This window comes from Flavobacterium polysaccharolyticum (assembly GCF_038739875.1).
GTDB classification, from domain to species: Bacteria; Bacteroidota; Bacteroidia; order Flavobacteriales; family Flavobacteriaceae; genus Flavobacterium; species Flavobacterium polysaccharolyticum.
Genome location: NZ_JBCGDP010000131.1, coordinates 1 through 201, shown reverse-complemented (window position 1 = coordinate 201; position 201 = coordinate 1). Strand labels below are relative to the sequence as shown.

Annotated in this window: 1 protein-coding gene; it reads right to left on the bottom strand. The window is 48.8% G+C overall.

Features of this window, described 5'->3' with window-relative positions:
• Nucleotides 1-201 (bottom strand): hypothetical protein (locus tag WFZ86_RS20380; RefSeq protein ID WP_342693652.1); only part of this gene is annotated, 201 nt, incomplete at both ends.

Sequence of the window (201 nt, the reverse complement as noted above, 5' to 3'; positions counted from 1 at the left end):
ACCTGTTGAATTCGTAGCTGTGGTAGTAGTGGTTACTGCTCCTGCTCCTTGGCAACGGGTTGAAGTTGCTGGACTGAAGGCTGCAATACTTACTGTCGGGGTCACTGTTACTACATGTGTAGTGGTAACAGGACCGTTACATCCTGCAGCGCTTGCTGTAATTGTTGTACTTCCTGACCAACCTGCTACATAGGTAACCTC